At 56.3% G+C, this 26,787-nt stretch carries 29 protein-coding genes; 14 read left to right on the top strand and 15 right to left on the bottom strand.

All coding sequences use genetic code 11. From position 1 onward, the window contains the following. Positions 1 to 48: 48 nt before the first annotated feature. Together SYN8016DRAFT_RS08680 and SYN8016DRAFT_RS08685 are read left to right on the top strand one after the other, a co-directional pair. Entirely contained in the window at positions 49 to 396 is a 348-nt protein-coding gene (locus SYN8016DRAFT_RS08680; protein WP_006853987.1) for an NAD(P)H-quinone oxidoreductase subunit M, read from the top strand. Beyond that, positions 393 to 995, top strand: coding sequence for a DUF3172 domain-containing protein (locus SYN8016DRAFT_RS08685; RefSeq protein ID WP_006853988.1), 603 nt, complete (start codon positions 393 to 395; stop codon positions 993 to 995). The genes SYN8016DRAFT_RS08680 and SYN8016DRAFT_RS08685 overlap by 4 nt, the downstream gene beginning before the upstream one ends. Here the strand turns inward: SYN8016DRAFT_RS08685 and SYN8016DRAFT_RS08690 are convergent. Further along, positions 992 to 1,987 carry a LysR family transcriptional regulator gene (locus SYN8016DRAFT_RS08690; protein ID WP_006853989.1) on the bottom strand — a complete coding sequence of 332 codons (996 nt, stop codon included), beginning with the start codon at positions 1,985 to 1,987 and terminating at the stop codon, positions 992 to 994. The genes SYN8016DRAFT_RS08685 and SYN8016DRAFT_RS08690 overlap by 4 nt on opposite strands. A gap of 135 nt (positions 1,988 to 2,122) precedes the next feature. Here SYN8016DRAFT_RS08690 and SYN8016DRAFT_RS08695 point away from each other — a divergent pair, with 135 nt between their 5' ends. The 6 genes from SYN8016DRAFT_RS08695 (at position 2,123) to SYN8016DRAFT_RS08720 (ending at position 9,351) form a co-directional block, all read left to right on the top strand. After that, positions 2,123 to 2,824 (top strand): NnrU family protein, encoded by a 702-nt coding sequence (locus SYN8016DRAFT_RS08695; protein ID WP_006853990.1) that lies wholly within the window; start codon positions 2,123 to 2,125, stop codon positions 2,822 to 2,824. Positions 2,825 to 2,858: 34 nt separating this feature from the next. After that, a complete protein-coding gene (locus SYN8016DRAFT_RS08700; RefSeq protein WP_006853991.1) occupies positions 2,859 to 4,862 on the top strand; it encodes an NAD(P)H-quinone oxidoreductase subunit 5 in 2,004 nt (667 codons plus the stop codon). Between the two features lie 116 nt (positions 4,863 to 4,978). Next, a complete protein-coding gene (locus tag SYN8016DRAFT_RS08705; RefSeq protein WP_006853992.1) occupies positions 4,979 to 6,655 on the top strand; it encodes an NAD(P)H-quinone oxidoreductase subunit 4 in 1,677 nt (558 codons plus the stop codon). An 85-nt stretch (positions 6,656 to 6,740) separates the two neighbouring features. Beyond that, the gene (locus SYN8016DRAFT_RS08710; RefSeq protein WP_006853993.1) at positions 6,741 to 7,130 is read left to right on the top strand and encodes a lipopolysaccharide assembly protein LapA domain-containing protein; all 390 of its coding nucleotides are present in this window, start codon (positions 6,741 to 6,743) and stop codon (positions 7,128 to 7,130) included. A gap of 97 nt (positions 7,131 to 7,227) precedes the next feature. After that, positions 7,228 to 8,130 (top strand): segregation/condensation protein A, encoded by a 903-nt coding sequence (locus tag SYN8016DRAFT_RS08715; RefSeq protein WP_038014301.1) that lies wholly within the window; start codon positions 7,228 to 7,230, stop codon positions 8,128 to 8,130. Between the two features lie 45 nt (positions 8,131 to 8,175). Further along, complete coding sequence (locus tag SYN8016DRAFT_RS08720; protein ID WP_006853995.1) at positions 8,176 to 9,351, top strand: NDP-sugar synthase; 1,176 nt, start codon at positions 8,176 to 8,178, stop codon at positions 9,349 to 9,351. Here SYN8016DRAFT_RS08720 and SYN8016DRAFT_RS08725 read toward each other — a convergent pair. After that, positions 9,335 to 10,225 (bottom strand): methylenetetrahydrofolate reductase, encoded by an 891-nt coding sequence (locus SYN8016DRAFT_RS08725; RefSeq protein ID WP_173362178.1) that lies wholly within the window; start codon positions 10,223 to 10,225, stop codon positions 9,335 to 9,337. The genes SYN8016DRAFT_RS08720 and SYN8016DRAFT_RS08725 overlap by 17 nt on opposite strands. An 81-nt stretch (positions 10,226 to 10,306) precedes the next feature. Here SYN8016DRAFT_RS08725 and SYN8016DRAFT_RS08730 point away from each other — a divergent pair, with 81 nt between their 5' ends. After that, positions 10,307 to 10,585: a helix-turn-helix transcriptional regulator gene (locus tag SYN8016DRAFT_RS08730; protein ID WP_006853997.1), complete on the top strand. Its 279-nt coding sequence runs from the start codon at positions 10,307 to 10,309 to the stop codon at positions 10,583 to 10,585. A gap of 195 nt (positions 10,586 to 10,780) precedes the next feature. Here the strand turns inward: SYN8016DRAFT_RS08730 and SYN8016DRAFT_RS08735 are convergent, their stop codons facing one another. The 9 genes from SYN8016DRAFT_RS08735 to SYN8016DRAFT_RS08775 all read right to left on the bottom strand — a co-directional run bounded on the left by SYN8016DRAFT_RS08735 (position 10,781) and on the right by SYN8016DRAFT_RS08775 (position 18,459). After that, complete coding sequence (locus SYN8016DRAFT_RS08735; protein ID WP_006853999.1) at positions 10,781 to 11,284, bottom strand: CYTH domain-containing protein; 504 nt, start codon at positions 11,282 to 11,284, stop codon at positions 10,781 to 10,783. Between the two features lies 1 nt (position 11,285). Next, entirely contained in the window at positions 11,286 to 12,239 is a 954-nt protein-coding gene (locus SYN8016DRAFT_RS08740) for an NAD(+) kinase (RefSeq protein ID WP_006854000.1), read from the bottom strand. 15 nt (positions 12,240 to 12,254) lie between these two features. Next, positions 12,255 to 12,587: an NADH-quinone oxidoreductase subunit NuoK gene (gene nuoK / locus SYN8016DRAFT_RS08745; RefSeq protein WP_006854001.1), complete on the bottom strand. Its 333-nt coding sequence runs from the start codon at positions 12,585 to 12,587 to the stop codon at positions 12,255 to 12,257. A gap of 20 nt (positions 12,588 to 12,607) precedes the next feature. Beyond that, positions 12,608 to 13,207 (bottom strand): NADH-quinone oxidoreductase subunit J, encoded by a 600-nt coding sequence (locus tag SYN8016DRAFT_RS08750; protein WP_006854002.1) that lies wholly within the window; start codon positions 13,205 to 13,207, stop codon positions 12,608 to 12,610. Continuing rightward, positions 13,204 to 13,863, bottom strand: coding sequence for an NAD(P)H-quinone oxidoreductase subunit I (ndhI, locus tag SYN8016DRAFT_RS08755; RefSeq protein ID WP_006854003.1), 660 nt, complete (start codon positions 13,861 to 13,863; stop codon positions 13,204 to 13,206). Before ndhI ends, SYN8016DRAFT_RS08750 begins: the two co-directional genes overlap by 4 nt. A gap of 81 nt (positions 13,864 to 13,944) precedes the next feature. Then, on the bottom strand, positions 13,945 to 15,063 hold the full coding sequence (gene nuoH / locus SYN8016DRAFT_RS08760) for an NADH-quinone oxidoreductase subunit NuoH (protein WP_170952871.1): 1,119 nt from the start codon (positions 15,061 to 15,063) through the stop codon (positions 13,945 to 13,947). A 60-nt stretch (positions 15,064 to 15,123) separates the two neighbouring features. Beyond that, positions 15,124 to 16,320, bottom strand: coding sequence for a citrate synthase (locus SYN8016DRAFT_RS08765; protein ID WP_006854005.1), 1,197 nt, complete (start codon positions 16,318 to 16,320; stop codon positions 15,124 to 15,126). A gap of 26 nt (positions 16,321 to 16,346) precedes the next feature. Beyond that, complete coding sequence (locus SYN8016DRAFT_RS08770; protein WP_006854006.1) at positions 16,347 to 16,847, bottom strand: histidine phosphatase family protein; 501 nt, start codon at positions 16,845 to 16,847, stop codon at positions 16,347 to 16,349. Further along, on the bottom strand, positions 16,825 to 18,459 hold the full coding sequence (locus tag SYN8016DRAFT_RS08775) for a DUF3352 domain-containing protein (protein WP_006854007.1): 1,635 nt from the start codon (positions 18,457 to 18,459) through the stop codon (positions 16,825 to 16,827). The genes SYN8016DRAFT_RS08770 and SYN8016DRAFT_RS08775 overlap by 23 nt, the downstream gene beginning before the upstream one ends. 48 nt (positions 18,460 to 18,507) lie before the next feature. Here SYN8016DRAFT_RS08775 and SYN8016DRAFT_RS08780 point away from each other — a divergent pair, with 48 nt between their 5' ends. The 3 genes from SYN8016DRAFT_RS08780 to SYN8016DRAFT_RS08790 all read left to right on the top strand — a co-directional run bounded on the left by SYN8016DRAFT_RS08780 (position 18,508) and on the right by SYN8016DRAFT_RS08790 (position 21,147). Further along, positions 18,508 to 18,858: a rhodanese-like domain-containing protein gene (locus tag SYN8016DRAFT_RS08780; protein ID WP_038014307.1), complete on the top strand. Its 351-nt coding sequence runs from the start codon at positions 18,508 to 18,510 to the stop codon at positions 18,856 to 18,858. A gap of 71 nt (positions 18,859 to 18,929) precedes the next feature. Further along, positions 18,930 to 19,922, top strand: coding sequence for a heat-inducible transcriptional repressor HrcA (locus SYN8016DRAFT_RS08785; protein WP_038014310.1), 993 nt, complete (start codon positions 18,930 to 18,932; stop codon positions 19,920 to 19,922). A 1-nt stretch (position 19,923) separates the two neighbouring features. Continuing rightward, the gene (locus SYN8016DRAFT_RS08790) at positions 19,924 to 21,147 is read left to right on the top strand and encodes an ABC transporter substrate-binding protein (RefSeq protein WP_006854010.1); all 1,224 of its coding nucleotides are present in this window, start codon (positions 19,924 to 19,926) and stop codon (positions 21,145 to 21,147) included. Between the two features lie 8 nt (positions 21,148 to 21,155). Here SYN8016DRAFT_RS08790 and SYN8016DRAFT_RS08795 read toward each other — a convergent pair whose 3' ends face one another. The 3 genes from SYN8016DRAFT_RS08795 to SYN8016DRAFT_RS08805 are packed head-to-tail and all read right to left on the bottom strand — an operon-like array spanning position 21,156 to position 24,624. After that, entirely contained in the window at positions 21,156 to 22,334 is a 1,179-nt protein-coding gene (locus SYN8016DRAFT_RS08795; RefSeq protein WP_006854011.1) for a hypothetical protein, read from the bottom strand. A 35-nt stretch (positions 22,335 to 22,369) separates the two neighbouring features. Continuing rightward, complete coding sequence (trpB, locus tag SYN8016DRAFT_RS08800; RefSeq protein ID WP_006854012.1) at positions 22,370 to 23,626, bottom strand: tryptophan synthase subunit beta; 1,257 nt, start codon at positions 23,624 to 23,626, stop codon at positions 22,370 to 22,372. A 38-nt stretch (positions 23,627 to 23,664) separates the two neighbouring features. Continuing rightward, positions 23,665 to 24,624 carry a class I SAM-dependent methyltransferase gene (locus SYN8016DRAFT_RS08805; protein ID WP_006854013.1) on the bottom strand — a complete coding sequence of 320 codons (960 nt, stop codon included), beginning with the start codon at positions 24,622 to 24,624 and terminating at the stop codon, positions 23,665 to 23,667. A 39-nt stretch (positions 24,625 to 24,663) separates the two neighbouring features. On the opposite strand from SYN8016DRAFT_RS08805, the gene SYN8016DRAFT_RS08810 reads away from it, so the two are divergent. Together SYN8016DRAFT_RS08810 and cysC are read left to right on the top strand one after the other, a co-directional pair. Next, complete coding sequence (locus tag SYN8016DRAFT_RS08810) at positions 24,664 to 24,990, top strand: translation initiation factor (protein ID WP_006854014.1); 327 nt, start codon at positions 24,664 to 24,666, stop codon at positions 24,988 to 24,990. Positions 24,991 to 25,078: 88 nt separating this feature from the next. Continuing rightward, positions 25,079 to 25,705: an adenylyl-sulfate kinase gene (cysC, locus tag SYN8016DRAFT_RS08815; protein ID WP_006854015.1), complete on the top strand. Its 627-nt coding sequence runs from the start codon at positions 25,079 to 25,081 to the stop codon at positions 25,703 to 25,705. On the opposite strand, the gene SYN8016DRAFT_RS08820 is transcribed toward cysC, so the two are convergent. Next, entirely contained in the window at positions 25,686 to 26,765 is a 1,080-nt protein-coding gene (locus tag SYN8016DRAFT_RS08820) for an AI-2E family transporter (RefSeq protein ID WP_006854016.1), read from the bottom strand. The genes cysC and SYN8016DRAFT_RS08820 overlap by 20 nt on opposite strands. Positions 26,766 to 26,787: the final 22 nt, after the last annotated feature.

Genomic DNA, 26,787 nt, shown 5'->3' on the forward strand with positions numbered 1-26,787 from the left:
AAGTCTTCGACAACCGCAAGCGCGGTGTCCTTACGCAATACAAGCCCCATGGCCGACACCCTGCTGAAGAGCACCACTCGCCACGTGCGCCTATTCACAGCTCGAGTGGATGACGGGCGGCTCGTCCCAGACCCCCATCAGCTCACTCTCGACCTTGATCCAGACAATGAGTTCCTTTGGGATGAAAGCTGTGTTCAGACGGTTCAACAACGCTTCCGTGAGCTGGTTGCTGCCCATTCAGGACAGCCTCTGAACGATTACAACCTTCGCCGGATCGGCTCGGAACTAGAGGGAAGCATCCGCCAGCTCCTGCAGGCAGGCCAGCTGAGCTACAACCCTGATTGCCGGGTTCTGAACTACTCCATGGGCCTGCCCCGCACACCTGAACTGCTGTGAGCCGCTCCCCCTACGACCGTCCACGGGGCGGAAATCCCCGTCGTCCTGATGAGCGCAGAGGAGGTCGGTACAACCCTCCGCCACCGGGCAACAACGAGGGTGGAGATGGAGGCGGTCGTTTCAACACCACCAGAATTGCTGTCCTCGCTGGAGTTCTTGTGGTGGGGATCGGTATCGGCAGTGCCGTGACAAGCACCACCCAGGGAGATCAAGGCAACATCGCCAGCAGCCAGCAGTTGGATATGGCGGTGCCCGATCCAGAGTTCTGCAGGCAATGGGGAGCTAGCGCCTTTGTGATGGACATTGAGATGTACACCACACTCAACCCATCCAGCAGCTTCGTCACGCAGCCCACCCTCCAACCAGGCTGTGTGATTCGTCGAGAGAACTGGGCTGTATTACGCAAAGAAGGCGCCGTCACCGCAGCTCAGGAAAGGCAATGCAAACAAAGGATGAACACCTTTGCTTACATCGGATCCGTGCGGGACAAACCCGTTGTTCGCTGCGTCTACCAAACCGACATCACGCAGAACAAATTTCTCACCAAGGGAATCGCCGACGACACCGTGGGAATCACCCCAGAAGCTGATCAGTTTTAAGGCGCGTCAAGATCTGTGATCACGGGCTCTGGCCCTACAGCCGCAGGTCTTGGCTGACGCAAAGGACTATCGGCGCTGGCAAACACCGGCAAAACATCACACCGAAACGCCTCTGCCGCCCGTGAGCAGTAGCGAGCTGGGTGGGTGATCAGCCTTAATTGGCGCCGCACCTGAAGGCCCGCCACGGATGGCTTGTGCAAACTGCCTGCCGTGAGCTCCCTCTCAATCGAGACCACCGGCAGGAAAGCCGCACCCAAGCCTGATTGCACAGCATTTTTGATGGCCTCAAGGGAATTGAGCTCCATCTCAATCCGCAGTCTCTGCACATCCAAACCAGAACGCGCCAGCAGCTGATCCACCATCTTGCGCGTGGTGGACTGGGCATCTAAACAAACAAATCCCAAGCGATAGAGATCCTCCTTACTCAATTCAGGCAGGCGAGCCAGGGGGTGCTTCACCGGAAGCACCAGGGCCAATTCATCACTGGCGTAAGGAACCACCTGAAGCGACTCGTTCAACTCAGCGGGTAATTCGCCACCGATGATGGCGAGATCGATCTGGCCATTCGCCACGCTCCAACCGGTTCGTCTCGTGCTGTGAACATGCAGCTGCACGGCCACATCTGGGAATTTTTGCCGAAACAAACCAATCATTCGGGGCATCAGGTACGTCCCCGTGGTTTGGCTTGCACCCACCACGAGAGATCCCCCCTTCAGGTTGTGCAAGTCATCCAAAGCGCGACACGCTTCGTGGCATTGACTCAGAATTCGATCGCAATAGCTCAGCAGCAAGTGACCGGCTTCGGTGAGCTGAGCCTTGCGACCTCCACGATCAAACAAGGACACCTCAAGCTGCTTCTCCAGGTTCTGGATCTGCAAACTGACCGCTGGCTGCGTCACATAAAGACTGTCAGCAGCTTTTTTAAAGCTGCCTTCGCTGACGATGGCGCGGAGAATCCGCAGCTGATCCAGTGTGAAAGGCAGATCGGCCATATGCGACAGCCGACCCGGCAGGGATAGCTCCAAGATTTTATAGGGAAGGAACCCACCGCCCGGCAGAATTACCCTCCATGCAGCAACTCTTTGGATGAGCTCTTAGGCGGCGGAAGGCATCACTCCAGCGTGGTGATGCTGGTGCTGCTTTTGGTCTTCGCTGTGATTCACAGCGGTGGGGCTGCCCTTCGCACGCGCGCTGAAGCCAAAATTGGGGCCAGGGCCTGGCGCTTGCTATTCGCTGCCTTGAGTATTCCTTCCGCGATTGTCGTCATCGGCTATTTCCTTGCCCATCGCTATGACGGCATAAGGCTCTGGAATCTTCAAGGCGTGGAGGGCTTAGTGCCCGTGATCTGGGTGCTCACAGCCATTAGTTTTCTGTTCCTTTATCCAGCCACATACAACCTGCTGGAAATCCCCGCTGTCCTGAAACCGCAAGTGCGTCTCTACGCCAGCGGCATCATACGGATTAGCCGTCACCCTCAAGCCGTTGGCCAGGTTCTCTGGTGCTTTAGCCATGCCCTATGGATCGGCAGCAGCTTCATGGTCGTGACCTGCATCGGCCTGATCGGACATCACCTGTTCGCTGTTTGGCATGGAGATCGACGCTTACAAGCTCGATTCGGTGACGACTTCGTAAAGCTGAAACAAAGCACATCCGTGCTGCCTTTCGCCGCTGTCCTTGATGGACGTCAGACCCTGATTTGGAGCGAATTGCTGCGGCCAGCACAACTCGGCATCGCGATCGCGGTGGGGGTTTTCTGGTGGGCCCATCGCTTCATTTCATTGGGAGGCATCGCATTCCTTCACTCACCTCTTGAAGGGCTTTTGAGCTGAGCTGCCTACACTCAAATCACTCTGCTTCACTCGGATGCCGTCGGCTGCCGATTTTGCCTGGCTGATCCCAGTGCTCCCCCTCGTTGGGGCATTGATCACAGGTCTTGGTCTGATTAGCTTCAATCGCACCATTAACCGGCTCAAAAAACCGGTGGCCTTGCTGCTGATCAGCTGCATTGGAGCTGCAGCGGTCATTAGTTATGCCGTTCTGTTTGAACAGTTGGGTGGAGCGCCCCCCGTTGAGCATCTGTTCATCTGGGCGAGTGCTGGAGATTTCAGTCTTCCGATGGGGTACGTGGTCGACCCGCTGGCAGCAGTGATGCTCGCCTTGGTGACCACGGTGGCGCTGCTGGTGATGATTTATTCCCACGGCTACATGGCCCACGACAAGGGCTATGTGCGCTTTTTCACCTACCTCGCCATCTTCAGCAGTTCCATGTTGGGGCTCGTGGTGAGCCCCAACCTTCTGGAAATTTATGTGTTCTGGGAGCTGGTGGGGATGGCCTCCTACCTCTTGGTGGGCTTCTGGTACGACCGTGAAGGCGCTGCTCACGCCGCCCAAAAAGCATTCGTCGTCAATCGCGTTGGCGACTTCGGTCTCCTGCTCGGCATCCTCGGGCTTTATTGGGCCACTGGAAGCTTCGGATTCCAGGGCATTGCCGATGGCTTATCTGCAGCCGTCAGCAGTGGTGTCGTGCCTGGATGGGCTGCACTCGCGCTCTGCCTGTTTGTCTTTATGGGGCCAATGGCGAAGTCGGCCCAATTCCCACTCCACGTGTGGTTGCCTGATGCCATGGAGGGGCCCACACCGATCTCTGCTTTGATCCACGCGGCCACCATGGTCGCCGCAGGCGTTTTCCTCGTCGCCAGGCTGGAACCCCTCTACAGCCAATTCCCAGCTGTAGGCACTTTTATCGCCGTCATTGGAACGATCACCTGTTTCTTGGGAGCCTCCATCGCTCTCACGCAGATGGATCTCAAGAAAGGGCTTGCTTACAGCACCGTTTCGCAGCTGGGTTACATGATGCTGGCCATGGGGTGCGGCGCTCCCGTTGCTGGCATGTTCCACCTGGTGACCCATGCCTTCTTCAAGGCGATGTTGTTCCTTGGATCTGGATCTGTGATCCATGCCATGGAAGATGTGGTGGGTCACGAACCTGTCCTCGCCCAAGACATGCGGCTGATGGGTGGACTGCGCAAAAAGATGCCGATCACGGCCATCACTTTTTTAATCGGGTGTGTTGCCATTAGTGGCATCCCACCCCTGGCTGGCTTCTGGAGCAAGGATGAGATTCTTGGCCAGGCCTTCAACAGTTTCCCGCTGCTCTGGGCTGTTGGCTTCGCGACTGCGGGCATGACCGCCTTTTACATGTTCCGCCTTTACTTCCTGACCTTCGAAGGGGAGTTCCGGGGGAATAACTCTGCTCTGCAGCAGGAGCTCATGGCTGCCGCAGGGAAACAAGTCGAGGAGGGTCACGATCACCACGCAGCCGGCAGTGTCCACGAGTCACCCTGGTCCATGACCCTTCCCCTAGCGGTTCTCGCCGTGCCCTCAGCCCTAATCGGCCTGCTCGGCACCCCCTGGAATAGCCGTTTTGCTGGGCTGCTGAATCCCGAAGAGGCTGCGGAAATGGCCGAACACTTCAGCTGGGGAGACTTCCTTCCGCTCGCCGGAGCGTCCGTTGCGATTTCCGTCACCGGACTCACGGTGGCCGTTCTCGCCTACGCCCTGCGCAAGATCGACCTCGGCGAACTGGTGGCAGCTCGCTTCCCAACCATCAATGCCTTTTTGGCGAACAAGTGGTACTTAGATGCCATCAACGAGAAATTATTTGTACGCAGTAGTCGCAAGCTGGCCCGCGAAGTCCTGGAAGTGGATGCAAAGGTTGTGGATGGTGTGGTGAATCTCACCGGTTTGCTCACCCTTGGCAGTGGCGAAGGCCTCAAATACTTCGAAACGGGTCGAGCCCAGTTCTATGCCCTGATCGTGTTCGGTGGAGTGATTGCCATGGTGGTTCTCTTCGGCGCTCTGGGCTGAGCGATTCGTTGATTTCCAACCTTCAGGAGTGGGGGTTATGTGTGTCAACGCCTATCGAGTGGATGCGCATTCGCCCAAGATTTCTACACTGCCAAAAGTGGTGAAAGACCTGTCCCGTGCTCGAATTTGCCGTAAGTGCACCCTTTGATCCGGCATTCGACATCTCAAGCGGTATCGTTCCGGCCACTTTCCCGTGGTTGAGCCTTTCGATCCTGTTTCCCATCGTTGGGGCCTTCATTGTTCCCTTCGTGCCAGACGATGGAGATGGCAAACAGGTTCGCTGGTTTGCACTCGGAATTGCCCTCACCACCTTCCTCATTACAGCGGCGGCCTATCTCACGGGATATGACCCCAGTTACAGCGGACTCCAACTATCGGAACGGGTGAGCTGGCTGCCCAATCTCGGGCTCACTTGGGCTGTTGGGGCCGACGGCCTCTCCATGCCGCTGATCCTGCTAACGAGCTTCATCACAGCCTTGGCGGTTTTGGCCGCCTGGCCCGTGACGTTTAAGCCCAAGCTGTTCTTCTTCCTGATCCTGGCGATGGATGGCGGACAAATTGCCGTCTTCGCTGTTCAAGACATGCTTCTGTTCTTCCTCGCCTGGGAACTGGAGCTCCTTCCGGTGTATCTCTTGCTGGCCATCTGGGGAGGGAAAAAACGTCAATACGCGGCCACCAAGTTCATTCTCTACACAGCTGGCAGCTCTCTGTTCATCCTCTTGGCAGCCCTTGCCATGGGCTTTTTTGGAGGGGGCGTGCCCAACTTTGAATACAGCGTTCTTGCCCAAAAGGGTTTCAGCACTGGATTTGAGTTGCTCTGTTATGCGGGGTTATTGATTGCCTTCGGGGTGAAATTACCGATTGTTCCCCTCCACACCTGGCTTCCTGATGCCCATGGTGAGGCCACGGCACCTGTTCACATGTTGCTGGCAGGCATTTTGCTCAAGATGGGGGGCTATGCCTTGATGCGCTTTAACGCCGAAATCCTTCCCGTCGCGCATGCCCAATTCGCGCCCCTCCTGGTGGTGCTGGGAGTCGTGAACATCATCTATGCGGCGCTCACCTCCTTCGCTCAACGCAATCTCAAACGCAAGATCGCTTACAGCTCCATCAGCCATATGGGTTTCGTGCTCATCGGCATTGGCAGCTTCAGCGAGCTGGGGACAAGTGGAGCCATGCTCCAAATGATTAGTCATGGATTGATCGGCGCCAGTCTGTTCTTCCTCGTGGGTGCCACCTACGACCGCACTCACACACTTCAGTTGGATGAGATGGGGGGCATTGGCCAAAAAATGCGGATCATGTTTGCCCTGTGGACTGTTTGCTGCCTCGCCTCCCTTGCCCTGCCTGGGATGAGCGGATTTGTGAGCGAACTGATGGTCTTCACAGGCTTTGCCACCGATGAGGCCTACACCCTCAGCTTCCGAATCGTGATTGATGGCCTGGCTGCCATCGGCGTGATCCTGACTCCGATCTATTTGCTGTCGATGTTGAGAGAGATCTTCTTTGGGAAAGAAAACAGAGAACTCGTTTCTCACTCCAATCTTGTGGACGCTGAGCCCAGGGAGGTTTACATCATCGGTTGCCTGCTCGTTCCAATCATTGGCATCGGGCTCTATCCAAAGCTGATGACCGACAGCTACAGCAACACGATCTCAGCTCTTGTAAGGCGTGATGTTGACGCCATGGAGAGGGTCACACGACCCACAGCGCCTCTCATCCGCAGCAGTTCCCTTGTGCCAGCGCTCTTCTCGGCACCAAAACTGACACAAGCGTCCCAGCCCGTCTCGTAAAGATCTTCGTCCTTTCTCTGGAAATGCGATTCAGAGTCTGAATCGCTCCTTAATTTTCAGACGCCTGTCGCACACTCTGTTCGCCATGCGTCAGATCAATTTCAGTTTAATTTTCATCTTCGGCCTCGGCACGGTGTTTTTCACCTTGGAGAACACCAGCCCCACCACGGTGAATGTTTTGCCATGGATGCACTACACCTTGCCTCTGGCCGCTCTGCTGCTCTTAGCAGCGGGGATCGGAGCTGCTGCTGCCTGGCTTTTTGCAAGCTGGAGCGGAATGCTCAATACGGTGGAGCGATTGGGCAAAGCCACTGAATTCGAAGCTCAGCAGGTTCGCATTCAAGAATTAGAAACCGACCTCGATCGCTACCGCTCAACGGTGCAGACCCAGTTAGGACTGCTGCCATCAGGCAACAGCGACTCGGCCTCAACCACAAACGCGAATCCCACCGTCGACATCGATTCCAATTCCTAAAGAGGAAAGGCTTAACGGGAAGAAGGAAGCGAATCTCCTGTGGGGACTGGCGTCCCCCGGATTGGGCCGATACCTTGCCATCAGATTGAGGTTGTTTTTGTCTGATGCTGGCCTGACCTCAAAAGCGGATGCCGGCGCCCGTCTTGCGATCCGTCTTCTCCAGGATGCCGCCCAAAGCGGCACGCTTGATCCTTGGGATGTCGACGTCATCTCAGTGGTAGACGGATTTTTAGATCAACTCAGACAACGCATCGACATTCCCCGACAGGTTGCTGCTCAGCTGGGCCAACAGGGAGGAAGCTACGAACGTGATTTGGCAGAAAGCAGCGAAGCCTTTCTTGCTGCTTCCGTGCTGGTGGGGCTCAAGGCGGAGGTGCTTGAAGCCAGCACCCTCCCACCAGACCCGGTTGTGGAAGACGCCTTTGACCCCGACTTCATGGAACAGGGTTGGCTGGATCCCCGCTTCAATTTGCCGCGCCATCCTGAACGCCACCTCTTAAGACGCCCTGTGGCTCCACCTCCCCTGAGGAGGCCGGTCACGCTTGGGGAACTGATCGAACAACTAGAGACCATTGCCGAGCAACTAGAGACAGACGAACTGGACATGCGCCGGCGTCAGCGCCAGAAGCGCTTTAGCAATCGAGAGGCGATTGCCCAGGTCGCAGCCTTGGCCCATCGGGAAAAACTTCCTGAAACCACTGCCGCCTTGGGAGTTTTCTTGAAAGAATGGGAGCAGGCCTTGCACTGGGTTGATTTTGAGCTTCTTGTCAGCCGTTGGGCAGAGGCGGCGGCTCCCGACCTCGACACAGACCGCGTTGGAGTGTTCTGGGCCCTTTTGTTTCTGTCTTCTCAGAGTCAGGTCGAGCTAGAGCAAGTGGGCTCGCTGCACGCACCCATTCGTTTAAAGCGTCTGCTCCTTGCCGGCGAAATCACTCAGTTGCCGATCACCAGTCTGGAAGTGCCAGATATCACGCCGACCTTGCCTGCGATTGCCGCCTAATCACCCTCTTATGTTGATGACTACGTTTTCAAGCTTGGTACGTCAATGAAGGCCATGATCCTGGCCGCAGGCAAGGGAACCCGGGTGCAGCCGATCACGCATGTGATCCCGAAACCCATGATTCCGATCCTGCAGAAACCGGTGATGGAGTTCCTGCTGGAGCTGCTCAAAGAGCATGGTTTCACTGAGGTCATGGTCAACGTGTCTCATTTGGCCGAGGAAATCGAAAACTATTTCCGAGATGGTCAGCGTTTTGGTGTCGAAATCGCTTACAGCTTCGAGGGAAGCATTCAGGACGGCGAATTGATCGGAGACGCCCTGGGTTCTGCGGGCGGTCTCAAAAAAATCCAAGATTTTCAGACCTTTTTTGACGACACCTTTGTGGTGTTGTGTGGTGATGCCCTCATCGACCTCGACCTCACCGAGGCCGTCAGACGTCACCGCGCCAAAGGCGCACTGGCCAGTCTTGTCACCAAAACGGTCCCCAAAGACCAGGTGAGCAGCTATGGCGTTGTGGTGAGTGATGACGATGGCAAAATCCAAGCCTTTCAAGAGAAACCCAGTGTTGAGGAAGCGTTAAGCGACACGATCAACACCGGCATCTATCTCTTCGAGCCTGAGATTTTCGAGCACATTCCCTCCGGAAAATCCTTCGACATCGGGGCCGATCTCTTTCCCACTTTGGTGAAGCAAGGAGCTCCGTTTTATGCCCTCCCCATGGATTTTGAATGGGTCGACATCGGCAAAGTGCCTGATTACTGGCAAGCCATTCGCAGCGTTCTCCAAGGAGAAGTTCGTCAAGTTGGCGTTCCTGGGAAAGAGGTCAAGCCTGGTGTGTTTACGGGCCTGAATGTGGCGGCCAATTGGGACAAAATCAACGTTGAAGGCCCGGTCTATGTCGGCGGAATGACCAAAATTGAGGATGGTGCCACCTTGATCGGTCCCACGATGATTGGACCAAGCTGCTACATCTGCGAAGGTGCAACCATCGATAACTCGATCATTTTTGATTACTCAAGGATCGGGGCGGGCGTTCAATTGGTGGAAAAACTCGTGTTTGGCCGCTATTGCGTTGACAAGGAAGGCGATCACATCGATCTCCAGGAAGCTTCACTCGATTGGTTGATTACGGATGCCCGTCGCCAGGATTTGGTGGAGCCCTCTCCTCAACAGAAAGCGATGGCAGAACTCCTGGGCACCGATCTCACCCAGGCAAGCTGACGGCAGCCTGTTTCAAAATCGCTGGGATGCGTTCTTCCGCTTTGATCGCCATCAGATGAACGCCTTGAGCCACTCCTAGGTATCGCTGAACCTGTTCAGCAGCAATTTGAATGCCTTCTGCCGCCGGGTCCGCCGCGGCCTCCAAGCGGGCGATCAGACTGTCGGGAATACAAGCACCAGGCACCATCCGATTGATAAACGCTGCATTGCGCGCCGACTTCAACAAGAACACACCCGCTAGCACTGGAAGCTCCATGGGCTCTGCGATCTCACGGCAAAACCGTTCCAACACAGCAGCATCCATCACCATCTGCGTCTGAACAAAACGCGCTCCTGCGGCTTTTTTTCGCTCCATCCGTCGCACCAAGCCTGACCAACTTGCACATTGGGGATCTGCCGCCGCTCCAGCGAAGATGTCGGTAGGACCATCGGCAAGCTCACCCTTAACCGGATCATCTCCGCGATTGAAGGCCGTGACCTGCTGCAGCAAGCGCACAGATTCCAGTTCATTCACGGGACGGGCCTTGGGCTGATCACCAGCACGAACAGGATCCCCGGTGAGGCAAAGAAGATTACGGATCCCCAGCGCATGGGCACCCAACAGATCCGCTTGAATCGCAATGCGATTGCGATCGCGACAGGCCATCTGCAGCACGGGCTCGATGCCTTTGTCCAGAAGGAGGCGAGCCACAGCAAGACTGCTCATCCGCATGACGGCACGACTGCCATCCGTGACATTGACAGCATGAACAAACCCCTTGAGGGCCCTTGCCATCTCGAGAGCATGGGATGGGTCTCCACCTCGTGGAGGCATCACTTCAGCCGTAATGGTGACGGCTCCAGCCTCGAGGCTGCTTTGCAGCGCTGAACGCAAACGAATGATCGCTACTGAAAACCACTATGGAAGATCAGGTTCTCCATACCTGCTTAAGATGCAAACCATGGTCCAAGAAGAATGGCCATCGGTGAGGAGCCCTGTTCAATGACTGTTTCCCTCTCCAGCCGTGAAATAGAGATCATCGAACTGGTAGCCGAGGGGCTGACCAATCAAGAGATCGCTGAACGACTGACGATCAGCAAGCGTACGGTCGACAATCACGTGAGCAATGTGTTCACAAAAACCGGCTCAAAAAATCGCGTGGCTTTGTTGAACTGGGCGATGGATCACGGAAAAATTTGCCGAGATGGCTTCAATTGCTGCACCCTTCCCCCTGATGCCTCCGACGCGTCCTGATCGGAAGAGGGACAGGGATTGGGATATCCGTTAAGGAGCAGCTCGCCAAAGAAAGTCCAAACAAACTGGCATAAGCGAGGCAGGCTTCACGATCCAATCCTGTGAAACGCAGGATCCCATCAGAGTCATATAGACCGAGCATGCCGTCTCCCCTTGCGAACCATGCTCCAAATCTAAAGGAAATCAAAAGAATTTTTAGGTTTTCAGCCGATATTCGTCAATCCAATCCTGAGGCCAGGTAGCAAAAGGCTGATAAGCCAGTGCTGCATTGCTCCAGCGCGGATCCCCTGTGATCTCAACACCACACCAGTCGGGGATCGTTAAGGGGCTATCGGGGGCCTCAAGCTCAACCTCAGCAAGAATTAACGGTGAATTGCTGCCTTCAAAGCAATCAACGACCCAATCCCCCCCTCCCTGCTGAAGGGAATAGCGCGTTTTCGTGACGCGATGGGGCGCAAGTGCCCAAAGCTCTTCCGCATCCGTTGCGGGAATGTCGTACTCGAATTCATGGCGAGCAATCCCGGCAGCAGGGGCCTTCAAGGTCAGCCATGCCTTGCCATCGGCGCGCAACCGCATGCGAACGGTGAATCCATCGGGCGAGGCGGACAGATACCCCTGTCGCAGCGCTTGGGGGGGACCCGCCACAAGACGCCATCCGGGATGGGTCACCAGGAATCGCCGTTCAATCTCCAGGGCCATCTCAGTTTGAGGAGGGAGCACTATCCAGCAAACTTCCCGCCCAGTGAAGTTTGCGTGACAACGTTCGGTAATAGGACGGACTTTGATCCAGCTGGACCATCAACGCGTGATGGGCAGCCTGCTGAATCACGCAGCATTCACCTGGGCCAAAAACCTCTCCAGCCGCCCCATCTTTCCAAAGTTTCACCTGACGACTGGCATCACCCAGAGGCCAAATCACAACCCTGGAGCGAGGAGGCAGCACCACGGTGCGACTTGACAAACTCATCGGACAAATCGGACTGACAACAATCGCATCGATCCCTGGATGCAAAATCGGGCCACCAGCAGCCATCGCATAACCCGTTGATCCCGTAGGCGAGGCCAAAATCAAGCCATCTCCTCGAACTTGATCCACAACCTCTCCATCGATCTCCATTTCAAGAATGCAGGTTGGAGACAAATCTTCGTGATAGGGCTTGAGGTAGAGGTCATTCAGTGCCCAGTGAATCTCCTGATCGTCAGGAAGACCATCGTCTGCTCCAGAGGTCTCCTCATCCTCAGAACCATGCAGATCCCCCATGCGCTGGATCACCGCCTGCAACATCATGCGCCGCTCCAAGGCAAAACGATCCTCCAGCACGCGCTCCCAGAGCCCTTCACTCCGAAGCAAACCGGGATCATGCGTGAGAAAGCCAAGATGGCCTCCTACGTTGAAACTCAAAATCGGGACATCCAGAACGGCGAGATGTCGGGCAGCACCGAGCACGGTTCCGTCACCACCAAGCACCACCGCCAAATCCGGTAGCCGAGGCTCAGAGGCCAGCAAACCGGGGAACGGGTCTGCCGTCAGGCCACTCATCGCCAAGACGCAGGTCACGCCAATCGTCTCAAGCTCATCGGCGCAACGACGCGCCTCTTTGAGCGCCAGTGGGCTATCTGCGCGATAAATCAGCCAGACCCGTTGAAGGCGCATAACAGCGTGACGTCTTTACCAGCGCAAAAGATTGAAGCGCTCCATGTCCACAGTGACTCTGTTCCTGTACAGCGACAACAAGATCGCCAAACCGACAGCAGCCTCAGCTGCAGCAACGGTGATCACAAACACTGAGAACACCTGGCCACGAATCAGTTGGCCATCGACGTAGGAAGAAAAGGCCATCAGGTTGATGTTCACTGCATTGAGCATCAACTCAATGCTCATCAACACGCGAACAGCATTTCGGCTGTTAATAAGACCCCAGACTCCCGTACAAAACAGGACTGCTGCCAAGAGCAGATAGGCTTGGAGAGGAACAGAACCAGAAAGCAGCTCAGAGAGCATCACAAGAAAGGAGAAAGAGTTCAGGCACGAGGCTGGTCGGTCAATAAAGGAGTGCGAGCCTTTTCTATTAGGCCCTGATCGACCTCTTCGCCAGTGACAGGATCTACAGATTGAACGTCACGACGGGCCAGAACAATGGCCCCAATCATGGCCATCAACAATAAAACAGATGCCAACTCAAAAGGCAGCAAGTAGTCGGTGAACAGATGTTCACCGATGCGAACGGTGGCATCCTCTCCAAGCGGCATTGGGCCCTTGGCCCAGGGCGTGGTGACCACAACACGGGTCAAGAGTGCAAACAGGCCAACACACACACCACCCGAGAGAAGACGGCGTATGGGGAGTCCGGGGATCGGAGCCAGATCCTCCTTTTTGTTCACCAGCATGATCGCGAACAGGATCAAAACGTTGACGGCACCCACATACACCAGGACCTGGGCCGCCGCCACAAAACTGGCGTTAAGCAGGAGGTAGAGACCTGCCACTGCCAAAAACACACCGCCTAGGAGGAAGGCTGAATAGACAATGTTGCTCAAGAGCACCACGCCGAGGGCTCCCAGGACGATGACGGCACTCAGAGCCAAAAAACAAATGAGCTGCGTTGACGCGGCGATCGTCATCCTGCGCTCTCCTCCTCGTTGGAAGCTGAAGAAGATGATTCTCTCCCATCCTCGGCAGCCTTCCTGGATCCAGCGGCCTTGAGCTCCTCAAGGATTTGCTCAGGAAGCTTGCCCGCTCGGGAGCGATCAGGAGAAACGCCATGGGGCTGAACTTCCCCAGCGGGCAAATACACCAGTTCCCGCAACGGCTGGACCGATGGATCTGTCGTCACACTGGTTGGCAGGCGACCTAAGGCAACGTTGTCGTAATTCAGGCTATGGCGATCGAAGGCTGCCAATTCATATTCTTCGGTCATCGACAAGCAATTGGTGGGGCAGTACTCCACGCAGTTGCCGCAAAAAATACAAACCCCAAAATCAATCGAATAATTGCGTAGCTCTTTTTTCTTCGTCTCCTTGTTCATCACCCAATCCACCACGGGAAGATTGATGGGACAGACGCGCACACACACCTCACAGGCGATGCACTTGTCGAATTCGTAATGAATCCGTCCTCGATACCGCTCCGACGGGATCAGCTTCTCGTAGGGGTACTGCACCGTGACCGGACGGCGCTTCATGTGGTCGAAGGTGACCGACAGGCCTTGCGTGAGATTACGGGCCGCATCCACTGCATCCCTGGTGTAATCACCAACCTGTTTAAGGAAGCCGAACATGGTTTGGAATCGGGGAAGGGAACGATCGAGGAATCAAAACCCGGCTTTCATGATGCCGCCGGGGGAGGGGAAGTGACGAGATCAGCCGCCAAAAGCAACCGGAAAGGCCAGCTTGAGGGCTGCTGTGACCAGGAGGTTGACCAGGGCCAAAGGCAACAGGAATTTCCAGCCAAGATCCAACAGCTGATCGATCCTGACCCGTGGAGTGGTCCAACGCAAAAGAATCGCGATGAAGACCAACAGATAGGCCTTCAAAACCGTCATCACAATGCCCACGGTGCCTGTGATCAACTGCACCAAAGGCGCATCAATCGGCTGGTTTAACCAAGAAGCCAGCCATTCAACGGGGATCGGGAAGCCCCAACCACCTAGATAGAGGATGGAAACAAGGAGAGCAGAGAGAACCAGATTGATGTAACTGCCCAGGTAGAAGAGGGCAAATTTCATCCCTGAGTATTCGGTCTGATAGCCAGCAACTAGCTCTTCCTCAGCTTCTGGGAGGTCAAAAGGCAGACGCTCACACTCCGCAAGCGCACAAATCCAGAAAATCAGGAAGCCAACCGGCTGACGCCAGATGTTCCAACTCAGAACACCAGCCCCCGTTTGTTGGTTAACGATATCGACAGTGCTTAAGGAGTTGCTCATCATCACGACGGCCAGGACGGCCAACGCGAGCGGAATCTCATAACTGATCGATTGGGCTGCCGCACGAAGACCTCCCAACAACGAATATTTATTGTTTGAGGCGTAGCCACTCATCAGAAGACCAATGGGCTGAACGCTGCTCAGCGAGATCCAAAGGAAAATGCCAACGCCCACATCGCTGATCAACAGGTTCTGACCGAAGGGCACGATCAACCAAGACAAAATGACCGGCACCACCACCAGCACAGGGCCGAGGGTGAAAAGAATGCTGTCCGCTCGGTCCGGAATGATGTCTTCCTTGACGAGCAGCTTGAGCCCATCGGCAAGAGGCTGAAGAACACCGAGGGCTCCGGCGTACTCAGGCCCAACCCTTTGCTGCACGGCTGCAGAAATCTTTCGTTCCAGCCACACCGTGACCAGAACACCCACAACAGCGGCCACAAGGACCAGCAACATCGGGAAGGGAAGCCAGAGCATGCGAGCAGCCTGGGCCGAGAGCCCAAACCCCTCCAGGGCCTGACTAAAGCTCTGCTCAAGGTCAAGACCCGGGCTCACCAGAGCCGGCGCGGTGGTGGCGAGGGAAGTCACCATGGTCAGAGAACAGATTGATGCAACTTAAGCGCCCGCGGCATTCACCCGCTCGTCTGCAGGGACCCAATGACGCATGGATGTGCCGGTATAAATCTGAGAAGGGCGAAAAATTCGATTGGCGCCGAGCTGCTCCCTCCAATGTGCCAACCACCCGGCCACCCGGGAAATCGCAAACACCGGGGTGAACAGATCTCTTGGAATCCCAAGTTTCCTGTACACAAGCCCTGAATAAAAATCAACGTTGGGATAAATCCCCTTGGGGCCGAGTCGAACCGCGGCAGCCGTTTCAAGGGCATGGGCCACGTCATAAAGATCGTCGTGACCAAATCGAGCAAACAACTCCTCAGCCAAGGACTGAAGGATCACGGCACGCGGATCTTTCACTTTGTACTCGCGATGGCCAAAACCCATCACTTTGCGTTTGCTCGCCACGGCTGACTCGAGGTAGGAGTCGGCCTGTTCCGGAGTACCAATCTCCTCCAACATCGCCAGAACATCTTCGTTAGCGCCTCCATGGAGAGGGCCCGCCAGCGTTCCGACCGCCGATGCCACGACGGCATAGGGGTCGGTCAGCGTGCTCGCCGTCACCCTGGCGCTGAACGTACTGGCATTGAGGCTGTGCTCAGCGTGGAGGATCAAACAGCGATCAAAGATTCGAGAGGCCAGGGGATCGGGCTCTTGCTCCGTGAGCATGTACAGAAAGTTGGCGGAGTAAGCCAGGTCGTCGCGGGGCTGGATTGGATCCTGGCCTTTTCGGATCAACTGGAAGGCCGCCACCATGGTTGGAATCTTGGCAATCAGCCTGACAACAGCGTCATAGATGTATTGCGGATCATCGATGGCCCGGCGGGAATAGAAGAGACCCAAGGAAGCCGCGCTCGATTGCAGCGCATCCATCGGATGCCCGTTGGCGGGGAAGCACTTCATCATGTCGCGCACCCGAAAGCTGACTCGGCGATGCATCTGCACTTCGTGCTCAAAATCACGAAATTGCTGCGGTGTAGGCAGTTCACCCCAGATCAACAGATAGGTGGTCTCCAGGAAACTGCTGTGGACCGCAAGGTCATCGAGGGAGTAGCCCCGATAGGAGAGACGCCCCTGGAGGCCGTCAATGTCGCAAATCGAAGATTGGGTGGCGGGGACGCCCTCCAGACCAGGCCTGAACACCAACCCCGTGCGTTCATGCCGGATTTCGGTACCGCCGGTCTGACTCACCACCACCCACAACAACAACTTCTCATCGCAACTTAAACGCAGCCCGGCAATAACAGACGTGGGCTTAGCAACCCCTGCAGCTGCGCAAGGCCACGGGGATCTTGATGGGAGGGGTCCCAATGAAGATGGCAAAGCCCCGCTTTACGCAGCCTCAGGCCAGCGGATGGCGCTCCGATCAACGCTGCCGCAAGCCGACTCAAATCAGGCTCATGCCCCACCAGCAAACACGAGCCTTGCAAGCGCTCGACCAAGGGCCATGAATCCCCGCCGGGCTCAAGACAACGAGCGAGCTCAACCGCAGGAGCCATCCCGCTTTTTACGGCCAGCTCAGCGGTTTCACGCGCTCGGCGATAAGGGCTGCTGTACAAGCGGTCAGAGATCAATCCGAGATCGCGCAGACGGCAACAGACCTTGAACGTACGCTCGCGGCCCAAAGGGGTCAGAGGGCGATCCGAATCATCCGTACCTTGATGGCGCTCAACCGCGATGCCATGCCGCAACAGCAATAGGTCAACCAAACCGCAGCTGGGCACGGAGACGCAAGCGGTGAGAGCCTGCTTGACCAGCTCCCTCCTCACCAGATCCCTCCTCTTGATCGGTCCCAACCGCCAAAGCAAGCTCCTGCACCGCCGGGAGTAGGGGTCGGCCGGCCACCGACTGAATCAAGCTCCAGGGCCGCCACTTTTGGAGCTGAGCGCGGCTGGGCTCCGTCGCCAAGGCCAACTGCTGTGCCAGAGGCGCCGCCCCATCGTCTTGCAAGGCCCGTAGTTGATCCAAGCGCGGCTCAAGGGCGGAGTGATCCTGACGCGTTGTCAGAGCATCCAGGGTCTGCCCCCACCAGTCTTGACCAGATTCACGCTCCAAGGCCACCGCAAGCTGGGCCTGTAGAGAGGCTTCACCCCGCTGCCGCTGCCGGGCTAGCCGGGTCCATACCTCAAGGGCCGATCCATCAGACGGCAGGGCTGAGCGCACGAGCCCCTTGACTTGGAGGTCCGCATCCACAGCCTCCAAACCAGGCTGATCACTGGATGTTCCCAATAGCCATCCCTCTTCACCCTGCTTCCAAAGCAGGGGGCCCGCATCCAACCCCACCACAGCGGAAGCCCCCTCGGCTCCCAGGGTTTGGAGAGTCTCCTCAAGAACAGGCGCTAACCATTGAGCGACGGGGTCCTGATCATGAGGACTTAGGAGCCCTGCAGGATCCGAGAGCAAAGCCAGGGCAGAGGCTGATCCACCGGCTGAACGCATCAAGGATTGCGACTGCAGGCCGCCAGTCCCTGAACCTCCAAGCGGCTCACGAAAACGCAACACAGCATCCAGATCGAGAGCAGTCCCTTTGGGTTCCAGTGCTGCAACCAGACCAACCAGGTCGTCGTCATTAGAAATTGAGCGCGGTATTCCAAGCCACGTCGCCATCGCGACAGGATCAGCCGTTAGCAGCGCCGCACCCCGACCAAGCTGCTGCAAATCAGCCACGAGAGCTTCGTCTCCAAGCTGGTGCAAAGCATCCAGTTGAGACACATCCAAAGACTGCTCCAGCACTCCACGACCGGAGGCAATTAAGAGCAGGTCATCGTCGATCAAGGCTGTAGCGATGGGCTGTGGGTCTTGACCGAGCAGCGCTCCGCGGCCGCTGATCACCCCCATTCCCCGGTAACGACTGATTTGCAGATCGGTGCCCGCCAAGCTGCGCGTTTGCCAAAAGCGTTGCAGGAAACGCTTGGCCCCGTCTTGATCAAGGCTGGTGAGAGCGAGCACCCAACCCGCAGGAGCATCGGAGACGGGCGCAAACAAGGACAAACTGACCTGGGGACCGATCCAATCCGCGAGTTCTCCCACAAAATCCAAGCCCGCTAGAGCAAAGGCTCCATCCCGCAATTGCTGGGTGCTGTCCCGCGCTTGGCGTCGGCGTGACACCGGAGCCACGGCCTGGGCATAGGCAGGCATGCGCCCAGGATCAGCAAGCCAATGCAAACTCAGGGACGCATTTCTCGGAACGAACCGAGCGGCTCGTGGCAAGACGAGGGGTTGCCCGACAATCTTGAGGGGACTCTGCTGAGCCATCGCCCACCACAGGCCCAATGCGGTGGTTAGCAGCAACACCACCGTTGCAGCGACAGCTAAAAGGAAGGAACGCGCCTTCATGAAGCAGCAGGCGTGGGTATGGCCTCATCTTTGTTCATGATGAATCCCATGACACCCTCTTCACCCCAATCGATCAGCGCCAAAGACCTTCACGCGTGGCTAGCGAGCGGCAGTGCCCTTCAGCTCGTTGATGTTCGCGAGCACTCCGAACTGGAGATCGCTCCCTTCCCCGGGCAGGTGGAACATTTGCCGCTAAGTGAATCAAATCTATGGCTTTCCGATCTGACCGCAAGGCTGACCACCAGCAAACCCATCGTGGTCATTTGTCACGCCGGGATCCGTAGCCGAAATTTTGGCTGCTGGCTCTTAGAGCAAGGACCGGATTATGAGGTATGGAACCTAGAAGGCGGCATTCATGCCTGGAGTGTGGACGTCGACCCGAGCGTTCCCCGGTACTGAGCAGCGGTTCATGACAACGCCACCAATCCAAGGGGAAACCTCCGTACGATCACAGCGCTGATTGTGTGCCTGTGCAGCCGCTGCCCCGCCGACAACAGGAGGTGCTCAGGGCCACAGTGCACCACTACGTAGACACCATTGAGCCAGTGGGGAGCCGAACCCTGGTTCAGAGGTTCGATCTGCAAGCCAGTGCTGCCACCGTGCGTTCAGCCATGGGGGCTTTGGAGCAGCGGGGTCTTCTCACCCAACCACATACATCTGCCGGACGGGTTCCAAGCCCCAGTGGATACAGGCATTACGTGGATTGTCTGCTTCCGAAGCCCGGAACAATCGCCCAACATCTCGATCAGGAGTTAACCCAACTCAGCCTTCGCTGGGCAGCGCTTGATGATCTGCTCCAAAACATGGCGAGAAGGCTCACCGATTTCACGGGACTGATGAGCCTGATCACGCACCCCAGCCAAGGGCAACCCGCACTGGAAGCGATCCGACTGGTGCGCAGCGAGGAGCGCTTGCTGGTGATGTTGGTGAAGAATTCCAGCCAAGCCAGTCACCTCAATCTTCGGCTGCCCTACGGCAGTGAGCACCAAATCGAAGCGATGGATCAATGGGCGCGTCGGCAGCTCGACGGCAACGGCCGTTTGAATTGGAATGCACTGCCAAGAGAATTGCAGGCCTGCGGCAGAGCCCTCCGCGATGCCATTGACAGCCATCAGACCTTGCAAACCACCCAAGAAACCAAGGCTCTCTTTCATGGCGTGTCTCGGCTCGTCGCCGAGCCCGAATTCAGCCAAAGCGCCAAGCTCAGACCACTCCTTGAATTGATGGATCAGAGTCCTGCAGCCCTAACCCTCTCCGCTTCCGGTCCTGGATATGGCGTCTGGATCGGCCAAGAACATCCCGAACAGGCTTTGCACCACTGCTCAGTGGTTCAAGCCACCTGCACAAGCTCCACAGACGGCGTGGGGCATGTGGCGCTTGTGGGGCCAATGCGCATGGCCTACGCCACAGCACTCGCTGCCGTTAAGAGTGCCGCCCATCATCTCGAGAATCTTCTGAACTGACATGGCGTTCCAAGGAAGACCCCTGCCCCCCCCGGTCGCCATCGTCCTCGGACTCAGCATCGGGGGGGCTTTGTTTGCCATTTGGAGCGGTGTCAACCTGACAACGAACCAGGAGCCGTTTGAGCCCGCGCCGAACACCTCGATTGCCTCCAACGAGGCAGAACGAAGCGTTGCGAGCGAGAACCTTGATTCACTTCTCAACGAAGAACCCCGCCCTTGGTTGCTGGCACAGTCCCTTCCCCTGAAAGGCCCCTCCGGGCATATCGGAGAGCGCTTCGCCCTAGGTATCGACACTGTTCTACGAGAGTTGAATAACCGTGGTGGCATCGCCGGACGCCCCGTCAAGGTTTGGCGGATCGATGATGGCTATGAGCCAGAAAATACGCTGCGTAATACCCGCTTTTTTGCGGCCGAGCCTGATGTTTTGGCCCTCTTCGGCTTTTTTGGCACACCCACGAGCAAAGCGGCCCTACCGATTGCCAAGACGGCGGGACTCACCCTTGTTGCTCCTCTCACAGGTGCTAGCGCCCTACGGGCACAAGGTCAGACAGGGGTGTTGCACTTCCGAGCCAGCTATGCGGAAGAAGCTCGGCGGATCGTCAATCACCTCGTCAACGACGGCTTCGTCAGAATTGCAGTGGCGTATCAGAACGACGCCTATGGAAAAGACGTGCTTGCCAGCACAGTGGAGGCCCTGAAAAAGCACAATCTCAGCGCTGTCAGCACAGCGGCCCTACCACGAAACTCCATTGAAACAAAGCAAGCCGCCGACACGATTATCAAATCAAAGCCCGATGCCCTCATCGTGATCTCACTGAGCAAAACGATGGCCTCGTTGGTGAACAACCTGCATCGAAATGGCAGCCGCCCGCAATTAATGACCATCTCTCCAACAGGAACCAAAGCGCTGTTTCGGGATCTACCGCAAGCAGCCGCCTTTGGCGTTGGTGTCACACAAGTTGTGCCCTTCCCTTGGGATGCACGGCACCCAGATGTCGCGAGCTACCAACGACTCCTACGTCAGCAGCAGCAGGATGGTGAAGTTGATTTCGATTTCTACAGCCTCGAAGGCTTCATGGCAGCGCAATGGCTCGTTGAGGCGATGGAATCGATTGCTCCAGATATCAACCGGGATCGACTCGTCGATGAACTGAGACGCACCACTCCAGGATTACATCGCAGTATCGATTTGGTCTTCCTTGGCAGCGATCCCTGGGAACCCTAAAAAGGTTGTTAGATCAACAACCAGCTAGCTATTGACAACAAAACCATAACGATAAGAGAAATAGGAGGCCAAAATTGCTCATAAAAATGAATACGTCCCAAAATCAAATCTCGACGCTCATTGGTCTCCAGACCCGCTCGTCTCTTGAGACTCTCAAGATAGAGAACGAGCGCAAAACTAACGATTGAAAGGATGTAAGCAATCGCATAAATCGAGTCTAGAAACGAAAGATAAGGGAGGCTTGGCAGCTCTGATCGATATCCGTCTTGCAAAAAGATCAGCGTTAACAGAACGGCGATCGGGATCTCAACACGAAACTCTGTCAGCACCCGGGTAATCAAAACAATCGAGGCCATCACCACAACCAGGGGCTGAATCAAAGTCCAGAATGCAGACCAAGAAGACTTTTGATAAGACACATCAAAAATAAGCTGGCTGTATTCCTCATCCACAGCGCTAACGCCAAGTCCCGAGGCAAAGTGATGCCGAAATTCCCCAAAAGACCAGCCGCGCGTGAGCCAGCCAAAGAGATCAGAATACTGACCAATCCCGCTATCCCTTAAATCAGGAATCAAGCGAAGACTTTGATAGGTCAGATCACCAACAGGATCATCAGCTTCAAGAACAACAGGGAGACTCACTGAATTAAAAGGAAACCTCCGCAAGTCCAAGTTATCAATGTAAAAATCCCCTGTGTACAACATCCCTTGCCCAAAAGTGCCGTCTTCAAATTCACGGACGTTCCGCAAAGGCGTGATTACAGATGTTTCCGGATTGATATCATTTTCAAGTCCAATTACCTCGGAAATAGCCAAGCCTCTTTCTTCCAAGTAATCCTGGAAAGGCTTTCCCCAACGCATCCAGATATATCCCTTGCTGGAAAAGCTAGGAACTTCCAGATCCAGACTGAAGTTATTCGCGACGTAAATACCTGCATAGACCTTGTATTTTGCCGCTTCCAGAAGTTCCGAATCACGCAGAACTTCCGCCCCCTTTAATGGCCTGCCACGAGCCGCAGCATCAGGCGCTTCATTACGAATGTGAGGAGTACTCGTGAGCCGAAGCAATTCTCGAGAACTGATCACATCTAAATTTTCTCTACCAAGAAATTGAACCAGAAAAATCCCAGAGATTACAATCACCAGGACGAGGAGAAAGTCCCAAAAGTTTAATCTGATGCGCAACATCTTGGGATACTTCAACAATCGCTGAAGCACAGTCTTCAAAGCTGACTTCCAAGTTTTTCCGCCACGGTATTCACATCTTTATCACCACGACCAGAACAATTGATCACAATTTCGCTGCCGCTGGGAAGCGTGGGGCACAACATTTCCAGCCAAGCAAACGCATGGGCGGTTTCCAAAGCGGGAATGATTCCCTCCAACTCACTCACAAGCCGTAAAGCGGAGAGCGCCTCATCGTCCGTCACGGCAGCGTATTCAGCGCGGCCGATATCCCGCAGATAACTGTGCTCTGGCCCCACACCGGGATAATCAAGACCAGCACTGATGGAATGCGCTTCCTGCACTTGGCCGTCCTGATCTTGAAGAAGCAGGCTCATCGCCCCATGCAGCACCCCCACTCGGCCCTCCGTAATCGTGGCGGCATGACGTCCAGTTTCCACTCCATCACCAGCGGCCTCAACGCCAATCAGACGAACAGAGGTGTCTTGCACAAACGGATGGAAGAGCCCCATCGCATTGGAACCTCCACCCACACATGCCAACAACACATCAGGAAGCCGCCCAAACGACTCCATGCACTGCTCCCGGGCTTCATTGCCTATCACGGCATGGAAGTCACGCACCAACATCGGATAGGGGTGGGGACCAGCCACGGATCCAAGGATGTAGTGGGTGGTTTCCACATTGGTCACCCAATCTCGGATGGCTTCGCTCGTCGCGTCCTTCAAGGTGGCGGTTCCTGCCGTGACCGGCTGAACGGTGGCTCCCAATAAGCGCATCCGGAACACATTCAGCGCCTGACGGCGCATGTCTTCAGCCCCCATGTAGACCACGCACTCCAGGCCGAAACGAGCGCAGACCGTTGCGGTGGCCACGCCATGCTGACCGGCACCGGTTTCAGCAATGATTCGCTTCTTGCCCATACGCAAGGCCAACAACGCCTGACCAAGGGCATTGTTGATTTTGTGGGCACCCGTGTGGTTGAGATCTTCGCGCTTCAACCAGATGCGTGGACCCCCATCGGAACGGCGATAGTGAGCGGTGAGACGCTCCGCTTCGTAGAGGGGTGTGGCTCGCCCTACATAGGATTTCAGCAGCCGGTTGAGCTCAGTCGTGAAGGCTGAATCCTTCCACGCTTCAGCCGCCGCTTGTTCAAGCTCAGCAAGCGCTGGCATCAGCGTTTCGGGAACGTACTGCCCTCCATAACGACCAAACCGACCGTGAGCTTCAGGCCGAACCGAAGGCGTCAGGCTGGCTGGATCTGGGGTGCTGGCAGTCGGCAGAGTGCTTGTCACAGGTCTGGCATGCCGCTGAAACGGCTTCTTGCGGTAATTCAGCGTAAACAGGCAATTACACGATGTCGTGGATCACAGGCCTCAATACGCAGATCTCGAAACCCTGCCTGCAGGAGAGCGGCGCCCATATCGAGGCCGAAATAGTCCTCGATGTAGGGCTCGGTGCTCTTCAGCAGGGTCGCAACGGCGGCTGGCAGGCGTTGCAACACCGATGAAGCTGGATCCTGATCCACCATCAGCAACACGCCCCCAGGCTTCAGAAGACGCGCTGCTTCTTGCAACACCTCACGGGTGGCGCTTTGAGGCAGCTCGTGGCAAACGAACTGAAGGCTGATGAAATCAATGCTCTCACTCGCCAAAGCGGTGTGTTCGGCAGCGGCATGGCGCCACTCACTGATCAAGCTGTCGCGATCTCTGACCCTTGCCACAGCCAGCATCTCTGGAGAGAGATCCAAACCGATCAGCCGTGGCCTGTTCAGACCACGTTGATCGGCCCGAGCGTTCAACCAACGGGCAAGCGCCTGGGTGCTGACGCCAACGGAACAACCCAGATCCAAAACCTCGCGGGTGGAATCGCTGAGAAGCGTTTCCACCACGGCATGGATCGCATCGCGGAGTCGCGTCTGAGCCTGGAGCGGCTCCAGCGCTTCCTTTGGCCAAATTCGCAGGGCCATCGCATCGGTGGCTTGCTCAGCCTCCGCTGCCGCCTGCCAGCAGAGGTTGCCCTGCTCATAGGCATGGAAACGCGCTTGGTAGTAGGCGGGAGGAACCAGTCCCTCGGTGCGACTCTCGGCCAGAAGGGGAGCGGCCGCCTCCCACAATTCCGACCGTCGCTTCCGCCAAGGAATGCCGTTGCGCTCAGCCGTTCGGATGATCAGCTGTCGTGCCTGAAAAAACAGGGGGCGACGCAACAGGCGAATGCCAATCAACCGTTCAATCCAGCGGCCGAGCCCCCGACTGGAATCAGCCCATTGGGGAGCGGGAGCAGACCCACTCATGGTGAGAAACGGCAGGATAGGAACGGATGCGAATAGCTCATGCGCAAAGGAGGCTGGCAAGAATTCAGCAGTGCTGACAGTCTGCAACGCCCAACTGGACCATCAGCAGGCGTCACACCCAAAAATGAGCAGGTGGTTCGCGTGCAGCCCACCCGCGGAGGGAAAGGGGGCAAAACCGTCACGGTGATCCGAGGTCTTGAGTTAGATCCGGATGGCTTGAAGTCCCTCCTCAAAAAGTTAAAAACGCGCATTAGCAGTGGCGGCACCGCAAAGAATGGCGTGATCGAGTTGCAGGGGGATCAGGTTGAGCTCAGTCTCGAATTGCTTAAAAAAGAGGGCTACAAACCCAAGAGAGCTGGAGGCTGAGACCTCAGCGGCTTCATGCCGAAATTGTGCCGAGATTGTGTAGTCGTCGTTTACGACGGGTGACAATGCCATCTTTCGCATCCCGTTCATGGCCGCCGCCGACAACACAAAATCAACCAACATCGTTTGGCACCAGGCATCGGTTGATCGCGACACTCGCGCTGAACAACGGGGCCACGGCAGCTCAATCCTCTGGTTCACGGGCTTAAGCGGGGCTGGCAAAAGCACCTTGGCCAATGCCGTGAACGCTGCTTTGTTTGAACGTGGACTGGCGACTTACGTCTTGGACGGCGACAACGTTCGCCACGGCCTCTGCAAGGACTTGGGCTTTTCCGACGCCGACCGAGAAGAGAACATCCGGCGCATCGGCGAGGTGGCGAAGCTGTTCCTCGATGCGGGCGTGATCGTGCTGACGGCGTTTGTGTCTCCTTTTCGGGCTGACCGCGACAAAGCAAGAGCTCTTGTGAACGCAGGAGACTTCATCGAGATCCACTGCGCAGCCGATCTAAGCGTTTGCGAAGAACGTGACACCAAGGGGCTCTATGCCAAAGCACGAGCGGGGGAAATCAAAGAATTCACCGGGATCTCCAGCCCCTATGAAGCACCGGAACAGCCTGAACTCAATATCAACACCGGCAACAGCAGCCTGGACAGCTGCGTAGACCAGGTGATCCATTATCTGGTTGAGCAAAAGATCATTCCTGCGCAGAGCTGATCGCTTTTGAAGGCAGATCAAAGCCCTGACGATCAGCCCAGGCACCGATCAGGGTTTTGATGCAACTCGCCACTGGCACGGCAAGCAACAGGCCCAGAAGCTCTCCAAAACCGAACAAAGCGCCCGCTCGTGCACCAAGCGGGAGAGCAATCAGCAGCCAAGCCGGCTGCAAGCCAACAATGCTCCCCATCAAGCGTGGCTGGATCACCTGATCCACAACCTGACCGACGCCAATCGCAGCCGCCAAGATGGCTAAGCCCATTCCAGGATCTTGCACGGCCAACAAAACACTCACCGCAACGATGGTGAAAGCACTGGCGTAGGGGATCAACGTTGTTATGCCAATCAAAACAGCAAACAACACGCCATAAGGAATCTTCAGCAAGGTGAACACCGCAATCTGACCAGCGCTCAAAATCAAAGCGAGCACGACCTGACCGGCGAAATAGCCCCGAAAGGTGCGCGTGATGGTTGCCACCACCAGCTCACGCCACTCCTGCGGCAACCAACGCACCAACCCTGCCGTAATGGATTCGCCTCCAATCAGAAAAAACACCGCCAGCACCAGGACGATGACCGTGTTGATCGTGGTGCCGAGGGTCGCCCCAAGAAGGCTGAGCAACTGTTGACTGAACTGGCTCGCTAAACGACTGGCACGCGTCAAAACATCGCTGCTCAGATCTCCGAATTCACTTGGTAATCCACGGGCCATCGCCCATTCCTGGAGACGGCCGATCAACCCTTGGGAGGCTTCAAGCCAACCTGGCAAGGCATTGATCAATTGCGCGAGTTGGTCAATCAAAAGGGGCACCAATGTGATGCCTGAGATCACCAAAATTCCTACGGCCAGCAAAAACACCAGGGAAATCGCAAGCCAACCCGGAAGCCCCCGGGCACGAAGCCAGCGGGAAGGAATGCTGAGGAGGAAGGCGATCAGGGCCGCGGTCAAAAACAAACCCGGAAAGGGCGCCAGCGGCACAAGCAACTGACGCAACACAAATAAGTTGAGCGTTAACAGAGGTAGGGCAAGTCCCCAACGCATCCAGGCAGGACCGAACATCAAACGTTCCGTTGAGATTGAA

The sequence above is a fragment of the Synechococcus sp. WH 8016 genome, from assembly GCF_000230675.1.
GTDB lineage: Bacteria > Cyanobacteriota > Cyanobacteriia > PCC-6307 > Cyanobiaceae > Synechococcus_C.

Coding starts and splice junctions, on each gene's coding strand:
- SYN8016DRAFT_RS08680 (WP_006853987.1), top strand. CDS start 49: ATGGCCGACACCCTGCTGAAGAGCACCACTCGCCACGTGCGCCTATTC.
- SYN8016DRAFT_RS08690 (WP_006853989.1), bottom strand. CDS start 1,987: ATGGCCGATCTGCCTTTCACACTGGATCAGCTGCGGATTCTCCGCGCC.
- SYN8016DRAFT_RS08695 (WP_006853990.1), top strand. CDS start 2,123: ATGCTGGTGCTGCTTTTGGTCTTCGCTGTGATTCACAGCGGTGGGGCT.
- SYN8016DRAFT_RS08700 (WP_006853991.1), top strand. CDS start 2,859: ATGCCGTCGGCTGCCGATTTTGCCTGGCTGATCCCAGTGCTCCCCCTC.
- SYN8016DRAFT_RS08710 (WP_006853993.1), top strand. CDS start 6,741: ATGCGTCAGATCAATTTCAGTTTAATTTTCATCTTCGGCCTCGGCACG.
- SYN8016DRAFT_RS08720 (WP_006853995.1), top strand. CDS start 8,176: ATGAAGGCCATGATCCTGGCCGCAGGCAAGGGAACCCGGGTGCAGCCG.
- SYN8016DRAFT_RS08730 (WP_006853997.1), top strand. CDS start 10,307: ATGGCCATCGGTGAGGAGCCCTGTTCAATGACTGTTTCCCTCTCCAGC.
- SYN8016DRAFT_RS08735 (WP_006853999.1), bottom strand. CDS start 11,284: ATGGCCCTGGAGATTGAACGGCGATTCCTGGTGACCCATCCCGGATGG.
- SYN8016DRAFT_RS08740 (WP_006854000.1), bottom strand. CDS start 12,239: ATGCGCCTTCAACGGGTCTGGCTGATTTATCGCGCAGATAGCCCACTG.
- nuoK (WP_006854001.1), bottom strand. CDS start 12,587: ATGCTCTCTGAGCTGCTTTCTGGTTCTGTTCCTCTCCAAGCCTATCTG.
- SYN8016DRAFT_RS08750 (WP_006854002.1), bottom strand. CDS start 13,207: ATGACGATCGCCGCGTCAACGCAGCTCATTTGTTTTTTGGCTCTGAGT.
- ndhI (WP_006854003.1), bottom strand. CDS start 13,863: ATGTTCGGCTTCCTTAAACAGGTTGGTGATTACACCAGGGATGCAGTG.
- SYN8016DRAFT_RS08775 (WP_006854007.1), bottom strand. CDS start 18,459: ATGAAGGCGCGTTCCTTCCTTTTAGCTGTCGCTGCAACGGTGGTGTTG.
- SYN8016DRAFT_RS08780 (WP_038014307.1), top strand. CDS start 18,508: ATGACACCCTCTTCACCCCAATCGATCAGCGCCAAAGACCTTCACGCG.
- SYN8016DRAFT_RS08790 (WP_006854010.1), top strand. CDS start 19,924: ATGGCGTTCCAAGGAAGACCCCTGCCCCCCCCGGTCGCCATCGTCCTC.
- SYN8016DRAFT_RS08795 (WP_006854011.1), bottom strand. CDS start 22,334: ATGTTGCGCATCAGATTAAACTTTTGGGACTTTCTCCTCGTCCTGGTG.
- SYN8016DRAFT_RS08805 (WP_006854013.1), bottom strand. CDS start 24,624: ATGAGTGGGTCTGCTCCCGCTCCCCAATGGGCTGATTCCAGTCGGGGG.
- SYN8016DRAFT_RS08810 (WP_006854014.1), top strand. CDS start 24,664: ATGCGCAAAGGAGGCTGGCAAGAATTCAGCAGTGCTGACAGTCTGCAA.
- cysC (WP_006854015.1), top strand. CDS start 25,079: ATGGCCGCCGCCGACAACACAAAATCAACCAACATCGTTTGGCACCAG.
- SYN8016DRAFT_RS08820 (WP_006854016.1), bottom strand. CDS start 26,765: ATGTTCGGTCCTGCCTGGATGCGTTGGGGACTTGCCCTACCTCTGTTA.